The organism is Kitasatospora sp. NPDC034533, from assembly GCF_055575155.1.
The window spans coordinates 1-7,402 of the sequence record NZ_JBVITE010000014.1 but is presented as its reverse complement, the minus strand read 5'-3'; the positions used below and the strand labels follow the sequence as shown (position 1 = coordinate 7,402).

The following is a 7,402-nucleotide window of genomic DNA, read 5'->3' as shown; positions in this document are numbered from 1 at the left end:
GGCGATCACCACCCGGATCGAGCGAACCGACCACCGGCGCCGCCGGCAGCTCCGGCCGAACCGTATGACCCCCATCGACTTCGAGACGACCGCGAAGCGCCACCGCCCCCGGCGGCACACCATCCAGTTGTCACCGATCCGCGCACCGGTCCCGGCCGTTCGCGCCCGGACCCGATGCCCGGTCCCGGTGACACCGAGCCAGAAGGCAGCGATGCGAGCCACGTTTCCCCTCACCACACCGCACCACCTCGACAACGAGCCCGAAGCCGAGGCTCTGCTCGCCCAGGCGCCGGTCGTCCTCGCGACGATGGGCACGGCGGACGTCTGGCTCGCCCTCTCCTACGGGGCGGTGCGCCAGGTCCTGAGCGACAGCCGGTTCAGCCGGGAGGCGGCCACCCGCCCGGGCGGCTCGCTGCAACTGTCCGTCGCCGCCGACCCGTTACTGGTCTCCAGCCAGGACGGCGAGCGCCACGCCCGGCTGCGCAAGCTGATGTCGCAGGCGTTCAGCCCACGCATGGTCGATCAGCTCGAACCACGCGTGCGGTCCATCGTGGACTCCCTGCTCGACTCCCTCGATCCGACCGCCGACCTCGTGGCAGGCCTCTGCGCCCCCCTGCCGTTGATGGTCATCTGCGAGCTGCTCGGCGTGCCCTACTCCGAGGCCCGGGCCATCCGCAGGTGGACCAGGCGGCTGTTCGTCACGAACATCACCCCGGACGAACTGCGGGCCGCACAGGGCGAGATGCAGGACTGGCTCGCCGACCTGGTGCGCCACAAGCGGGCGCGGCCGGACGACGGGTTGATCTCGGCGATGGTCGCCGCCAACGACGAGGGCGACCACCTCACCGAACCCGAGCTGCTGGCCAACCTCGAAGGCCTGCTGATCGCCGGCCACGAGACGACCGTCAACCAGCTGGGCAACTCGTTCCTGACCCTTCTGCGCCACCCGGACCAGCTCGCGCTGCTGCGGTCGTCGCCGGACCTGATCGGACCGGCGGTCGACGAACTACTGCGCTACAGCAGGCTCTTCACCTCGGCCGAGGTCCGGGTCACGACCGAGCCCGTCGAACTGGAGGGCGTCGAACTGGGGGCGGGCGAGCCGGTGTTGCCGGTCATCGTCGCGGCCAACCGCGACCCCGGGGTGTACCCGGATCCCGGCCGCTTCGACATCACGCGCGAAGGACCGGCGGCGCACCTCGCCTTCGGGCACGGGCCGCACTTCTGCCTCGGCGCGATGCTGGCCCGCCGGGAGATGCGGGTGGCGATCGGGTCCGTGGTGAAGCGGTACCCGGGACTGCGCCTCGCCGTCGACGAGTCCGAGCTCACCTACGTGCCGGAGCTGGTCTTCCGCGGCCTTCAGGCGCTGCCGGTCACCTGGTGATCCGTGGCCCCTCCTGCCGTGGTTCCTCCCACCGGGGTTCCTCCTGACGCGGTTCCTCCCACCGGGGTTCCTCCTACCGCGGGCGCGGGAACCGGAGGGGATCGGCCGGTGGGGGCACGACACGGTCGACGGCCCTTCCGCTGCCTTCGAGGCGCGGTACGACGGCCCGGGGGGTCAGCGCGGGCGCCGCTCGGCCAGTCGCAGGGTGAGGCCGTGCGGCTCCAGGTGCAGACGCGGTCGCGGCCGTACGGGGGCGGGGCAGGGCCGCACGCGCCAGGACCCGGCGATGCAGGCCAGGGACAAGGTCAGGTCCATGAAGGCGAGTTCGTAGCCGATGCACTTGGACTCCCCCGCCCCGAAGGGCAGCCAGCCCTTGTCCCGGTGCGGATCGCGACCGTCCCACCTGCGCGGGTCGAAGTTCTCCGGCGCGGGGAACAGGTCCGGCCGGTGGTGCAGCACATAGGGGCTCAGCAGCACCTGGGCGCCGGCCGGGATGCGCCGGGAGCCGATGGCGGTGTCCCTGACGGCCACGCGCGGGAAGATCCAGCTGGGGGCGCGCCGTCGGAGGACTTCGGCGACGACGCCTCGGGTGAGGGGCAGCCGGGCCATCACGTCGGCGGCCGGGTGCCCCTCGTCGAGCCGGGCCACCGCCCGGGCCTCGTCGGCGACCTCCGCGGCAAGGGCGGCGTCCTGGGAGAGCTGGTGCAGCGCCCACGCGTGCCCCACGGCCGAGGCGGTCACGCCGCCGAGGAGCACCGTCATGGCCGTGTCACGGACCTCCCGGTCGGTGAGCCGGTCGCTGTCGAGGGAGGTGGTGAACATGGACATCAGGTCGCCGTGGTCCCTGCCGTCCTCGCGGTAGGCGGCGATCTCCGCGTCCAGGAAGCGCAGCAGCCTGGCCTCGCTCCTGCGGTAGCGGTGGTTGCGCGGGGTGGGGAGGCGGTTGAGGACGGGCGCGATCATCCGCAGGATGGTCTGGTGGTCGACGAAGTCGGTGACGGCCCGCCGCAGCTCGTCGATCTCGGGGCCCGGCTCCCGGCGGCAGAACATCGTCGCGAGATTGGAACGGGTGGCCAGCGACCGCATTTCCGGCAGCACGTCCAGGGTCTGTCCGTGGCGCCAGGTCGAGGTGAGGGCGTGCACCTGCGCCCGGATGGTGCGGGCGTAGCCGGTCATCCGGTCGGCCCGGAAGGCGGGCTGCCCGAGGCGGCGGAGTCGTTTGTGCTGGGACAGGGGGCAGGTGGCCATGCCGTCGCCGACGATGGACCGCATGTTCTCGTAGAACGTGCCCCCCTTGTCGAAGGCGTGGTCGGGATTGCGGAGCACGTGGTGAGCCGCTTCCGGTGAGCACACCACGTAGGTCCGTGTCCGGCCGAACCGGACCTCCACGACATCGCCGATGTGCGGCAGGGCCGCCAGCAGCCCGAGCGGATCGGCGAGGAGGGGCTTGATGTGCCCGAGCAGCGGCCGGCCGCCCGGCGCCTCGGGGGGCCTGTCGGTGGGTTCCAGCAGCACGGTGGCTTCCTTTCACGGTACGGGGCGGGGCGCGAGCACCCGTGACATGAGGGCGGCGACCTCCTTCCCGGCGGGCCGTGGCACCGGTTCGGGGACGGGGGCCGCCGCCGGAGCGGCCACGGGGGCAGCGGTACGCCGAGGCGGGGTGCGCTCCTTGGGCGCAGGGGGCTACCCCATAGCTCACCCGGCGGTTGTCGGCAAAACGCCGAAGCGTGAACCGTCAACCCAAACCACCCTTTCGGGGGGAGCCGACGACCGGGATCGAGCGCCCGCCAGGATCGGTCAGGCTGCGCACGGGCTTGTGGACACTCCCCCCGGTCCCACCGGGAGTCCTCCTCCCGGTCGGTCCGCGCCCGCCCGGTCCCCTCAGCGGTGCTCGGGGTTCTCGAAGTCGAAGCGGCAGCCGGCGTCCCACTCGGAGCGCTGGTTGCCGTGGGCCGGGATGCCGCCGGCGTCCTTGAGCATGCGGGCGAGGTGGAGCTGGTTCCAGGTCATGAAGGTGGTGTTGCGGTTGGTGAAGTCGTTCTCCGGGCCGCCGGAGCCCTCGTCGAGGTAGGACGGCCCGGGGCCGGCCTCCCCGACCCAGCCGGCGTCCGCCTGCGGCGGGATGGTGTAGCCGAGGTGCTGGAGGCTGTAGAGGACGTTCATCGCGCAGTGCTTGGCGCCGTCCTCGTTCCCGGTGATCAGACAGCCGCCCACCCGGCCGTAGTAGGCGTACTGCCCCTCGGAGTTGAGGATCGACGAGCAGGCGTAGAGCCGCTCGATCACCTTCTTCATCACCGAGGAGTTGTCGCCGAGCCAGATCGGTCCGGCCAGGGTGAGGATGTCGGCGGCCATCACCTGGGAGTAGATCACCGGCCACTCGTCGGTCTCCCAGCCGTGTTCGGTCATGTCCGGCCAGACACCCGTGGCGATGTCGAGGTCCACGGCGCGCAGGACGTCGACGGCGACGCCCTGGCGCTCCAGGATGCCGGTGCTGACGTCGATCAGGCCCTGGGTGTGGCTGCGCTCCGGGGACCGCTTGAGCGTGCAGTTGATCACCAGGGCGCGCAGGTCGTGGTAGGAGGGGGTGCGGTCGGGCATGGTGGGGATCCTCGGTCGGGGGTCGGGAGGTTCGAACGCTCGACGGTGGTCGGCGCTCGTCAGGTCCGGCACCCGGAGCGGCTCGGCGTCCTTCCTCTCCCTCTTCACCGGGTGAGCCTCTCCCGTTGACGGTGTGCCGGGTGGCGCCATTGCACCCGCTGGGCGCCACGCGGAAGTGCAGGAACGTTCCCGCCCGCGCGCCGCCGGGGAGCGTCGGCGGGCCGGGGGGCGCCCGTCGGGCCGCCGCCCCTCCGCCGAACCTCCGCCTCCCGTCCGGCCCTTCTGGACAATCACCGCGAAAATTTGCCACCGTGAGCACCAGCGGCCCAGCCATCGATCATGCGGCCGAATCCCCCTGGGAGTTCCCCGTGCCCTCCGCCGACTTCCCCGCCTTCTACCTCGGGCAGAGTGCCTTCTCCGCCCCCGGCGCCCACCTGCCCCGCTACACCGCCCTGCCCAACGATCCGCGCCAACTCGCCCGGATCGCACGGGACCTGGTCATCCACCGCCTCGAAGGCGGGCTGTTCCACCACGCCATCCCGGCGGACCGGCTCCACCACGACGCCGAGACCCGCTACCTCGACGACATCCTGAACCTGATCACCGAGCGCGACCCGGCCCCGCTCAGCCACCCCCGCGCCCCGGCCGACCGCTTCGTCGGCGTCTGCCGCGACCTGGCCCTGCTGCACTGCTCCTTCCTGCGCCACGTCGGCGTCCCGGCCCGGCTGCGCTGCGGCTTCGCCGACTACCTGGGCCCGGACGGCTTCCACGCCGACCACGTGGTCACCGAGTACTGGCACGACCGGCGCGGCTGGCTGCTCGCCGACCCCCAGCTGGCCGACCCGAAGGTCGCCGCCGCCTGGCGGGTGGACTTCGACCCGATGGACGTCCCGCGCGACCGCTTCCTGGTCGCCGGACGGGCCTGGCGCGCCATCCGCACCGGCGGGGCCGCCGCCGACTCCTTCGGCGTGCACCCTCCCGAGCAGGGCCCGCTCAACGGCGAGTGGTTCGTCGCCCACTCCACCCGGCTCGACCTCGCCGCCCTGAACAAGGTCGAGACCCTCCTCTGGGACACCTGGGGCACCGCCTCCACCAACACGCCCCACGCCCCGTACGACGAGGTCGCCCACCTGACCGTCGGCACCGTCGACCTTCCCGCCGCCCGCCGCCTCTTCACCGAGCACGACGCGCTGCGCGTCCCGAAAACCGTCCTCTCCCTGGCCCCCTTCAACGGCCCCCACGAGGTCACCCTGCGCTGACCGCCCCCCGGCGGACCGGACGGGTCCTCGGCGAGCACGGCCGAGAACTCCAAAATTTTTATTGCGCAATTTTTCCTTCAGATCTATCGTCGACGCATGTCCGAACAGCCCCGGCCCGACCGGATCACCGACCTGTCCCGCCTCAAGGCGTTCACCAACCCGCTGCGGATGCAGCTCTACCGCCTGCTCTACGCCGCCGGCAGCGCGACCGCCTCCCAGCTCGCCGAACAGGTCGACCAGGCCCCGTCCCTGGTCAGCTACCACCTGCGCAAGCTCGCCGAGCAGGGCTTCGTGACCGAGGCGAGCGGCCGGAGCAGCGACGGCCGGCAGCGGTGGTGGCAGGTCGCCTCCGAGGAGGGCTGGGGCTTCCGCGAGTCCGACCTCACCGGCACGCCCGAGGGCGCGGCGGCCGTCAACGCGGTGACCAAGGGCCTGCTCGACGCCCGCGTCGCCCAGTACCACCGCTACCTCGACCAGAGTTCCGCCTGGGGCAAGGAGTGGACCGACGCGGCCTTCAGCTCGGAATGGCTGCTCGACCTCACGCCGGCCGAACTCGCCGAGATGGACCAGGAGTTGCAGGACATCTCCCGCCGCTGGCGGGAGCGCGGCAAGGCCGCCAGGGCGGCCGGCGACACCGCGGGCCGCGAGCACGTGTCGGTCCACCTGTACGGCTTCCCCTTCCGCCCCTGACGCGTGCTCCGCCCCGACCACTTCCGCCCCTGACACCGGCACAGCCCGGGTCCCCGACCGTCGGAGCTCCTCCTCATGACCCTCGCGGAAGCACCCCTAGCCGGCCGAGCCGCACCACCCGCCCACCGCGACGGCAACGTGCTGCGCTGGCTCACCGCCCACACCGCCTCCCTGATCGGCGACGGCGTCTACTTCGCCGCGCTCGCCTGGTCCGCCCAGCGCTCCGCCGGCCCCACCGAGGTGGGCCTGGTGATGGCCGCCGGCGCCGCCCCGCGCGCCCTGCTGATGCTCGGCGGCGGCGTCCTCGCCGACCGTCTCGACCCCCGCCGGGTGATCCTCGGCAGCGACACCGTGCGCTGCCTGCTCATCCTGGGCGTGGCCGCCGCCGTCGCGCTGACCGCACCCTCGCTCTGGTTCCTGGTGGCGGTCGCGGTCGTCTTCGGCGCCGTGGACGCCCTGTTCGTCCCCGCCGTGGGCACCCTCCCGCCCCGGATCACCACCCCCGACCAGCTGGCGCGGGTCACCGGCCTGCGCTCGCTGTCGATGCGCCTCGGCCAGATCGCCGCCCCGCCGCTCGGCGGACTCGCGATGGGCCTGGGCGGTCCGGCCGCCGCCTTCGCCGTGGCGGGTTCGCTCTTCGCACTCTCCCTGCCGCTGCTGCTCACGGTCCGGATCAGCCCGCTCGCCCCGCCCTCCCCCGACGGCCCTGACGCCCCCGACGTTGCCGACGCCCCACCGCGCGGTGCGCGCGCCGAACTCCTCGACGGCCTGCGCTACATCCGCCGCCACCGCCTGATCGGCCCGCTGGTCGCCGCCGGAGCCGTCTGCGAACTCGGGCTCACCGGCACTCTCAACGTCGGCATGGTGCTGCTCAACGCGGAACGCGGCTGGGGCCCCTCCGGCTACGGCTGGATCGTCAGCTGCTTCGGGGCCGGGGCGGCCGCCAGTGCCGCGCTGCTCGCCGTGGCCGGCCGACTCCCCCGGGCCGGGGCGACCATGACCGGCAGTCTGCTGGCCGGCAGCGTCGGCGCGGCGGCCATGGCGCTGGTGCCGAGCCTGTGGGTCGCCGCCGGCCTCGCCGCCCTGGTCGGCCTGAGCGCGGGCGTCTTCGGCAGCCTGGACGGCGCCCTGATCCAGACCGCCGCCGACCCCGCCTACCTGGGGCGGGTCACCTCCGTCGTCATGCTCGCCATGCTCGGCCTCGCCCCGCTGAGCTACCCGCTGGTCGGCGCCGCCATCGGCGCCTGGGGCCCCGCCCCGGTCTTCGTGGCCTGCGGCGCCCTGTCCTGCCTCGGCGCCGCCCTCGCCTCCGCCTCCCCCGCCGTCCGCCACGCCGAACTCCCCCGGGCCGGGGGGGGGTGGGGGGCGGGGGGGGGGGGGGGGGGGGGGGGGGGGGGGTGGCTTTGGCGGGGTGGGGGTTACTCACCAAACGAAAAAAAGCCCGTTTAGCGAAGGGAAGGGGGAAGGAAGGGCA

At 73.2% G+C, this 7,402-nt stretch carries 6 protein-coding genes; 4 read left to right on the top strand and 2 right to left on the bottom strand.

Annotation, left to right across the window (positions count from 1 at the left end; all coding sequences use genetic code 11):
• Positions 1 to 211: 211 nt before the first annotated feature.
• Complete coding sequence (locus ACZ55U_RS13075) at positions 212 to 1,381, top strand: cytochrome P450 family protein (protein ID WP_465525572.1); 1,170 nt, start codon at positions 212 to 214, stop codon at positions 1,379 to 1,381.
• A 174-nt stretch (positions 1,382 to 1,555) separates the two neighbouring features.
• Here the strand turns inward: ACZ55U_RS13075 and ACZ55U_RS13070 are convergent, their stop codons facing one another.
• Together ACZ55U_RS13070 and ACZ55U_RS13065 are read right to left on the bottom strand one after the other, a co-directional pair.
• Positions 1,556 to 2,896, bottom strand: a complete 1,341-nt coding sequence (locus tag ACZ55U_RS13070; protein WP_465525570.1) for a cytochrome P450 — start codon at positions 2,894 to 2,896, stop codon at positions 1,556 to 1,558.
• A gap of 366 nt (positions 2,897 to 3,262) precedes the next feature.
• Entirely contained in the window at positions 3,263 to 3,979 is a 717-nt protein-coding gene (locus ACZ55U_RS13065) for a flavodoxin family protein (protein WP_465525568.1), read from the bottom strand.
• Positions 3,980 to 4,347: 368 nt separating this feature from the next.
• Here ACZ55U_RS13065 and ACZ55U_RS13060 point away from each other — a divergent pair, with 368 nt between their 5' ends.
• The 3 genes from ACZ55U_RS13060 (at position 4,348) to ACZ55U_RS13050 (ending at position 7,377) form a co-directional block, all read left to right on the top strand.
• Complete coding sequence (locus tag ACZ55U_RS13060) at positions 4,348 to 5,238, top strand: transglutaminase-like domain-containing protein (protein ID WP_465525707.1); 891 nt, start codon at positions 4,348 to 4,350, stop codon at positions 5,236 to 5,238.
• Positions 5,239 to 5,334: 96 nt separating this feature from the next.
• Positions 5,335 to 5,928, top strand: a complete 594-nt coding sequence (locus ACZ55U_RS13055; RefSeq protein WP_465525566.1) for an ArsR/SmtB family transcription factor — start codon at positions 5,335 to 5,337, stop codon at positions 5,926 to 5,928.
• Positions 5,929 to 6,003: 75 nt separating this feature from the next.
• Positions 6,004 to 7,377 carry an MFS transporter gene (locus ACZ55U_RS13050; protein WP_465525564.1) on the top strand — a complete coding sequence of 458 codons (1,374 nt, stop codon included), beginning with the start codon at positions 6,004 to 6,006 and terminating at the stop codon, positions 7,375 to 7,377.
• Positions 7,378 to 7,402: the final 25 nt, after the last annotated feature.

Bases quoted from the DNA above. Each gene is read 5' to 3' on its own strand.
- ACZ55U_RS13065 (WP_465525568.1), bottom strand. From the start codon at position 3,979: ATGCCCGACCGCACCCCCTCCTACCACGACCTGCGCGCCCTGGTGATC.
- ACZ55U_RS13055 (WP_465525566.1), top strand. From the start codon at position 5,335: ATGTCCGAACAGCCCCGGCCCGACCGGATCACCGACCTGTCCCGCCTC.
- ACZ55U_RS13050 (WP_465525564.1), top strand. From the start codon at position 6,004: ATGACCCTCGCGGAAGCACCCCTAGCCGGCCGAGCCGCACCACCCGCC.
- ACZ55U_RS13075 (WP_465525572.1), top strand. From the start codon at position 212: ATGCGAGCCACGTTTCCCCTCACCACACCGCACCACCTCGACAACGAG.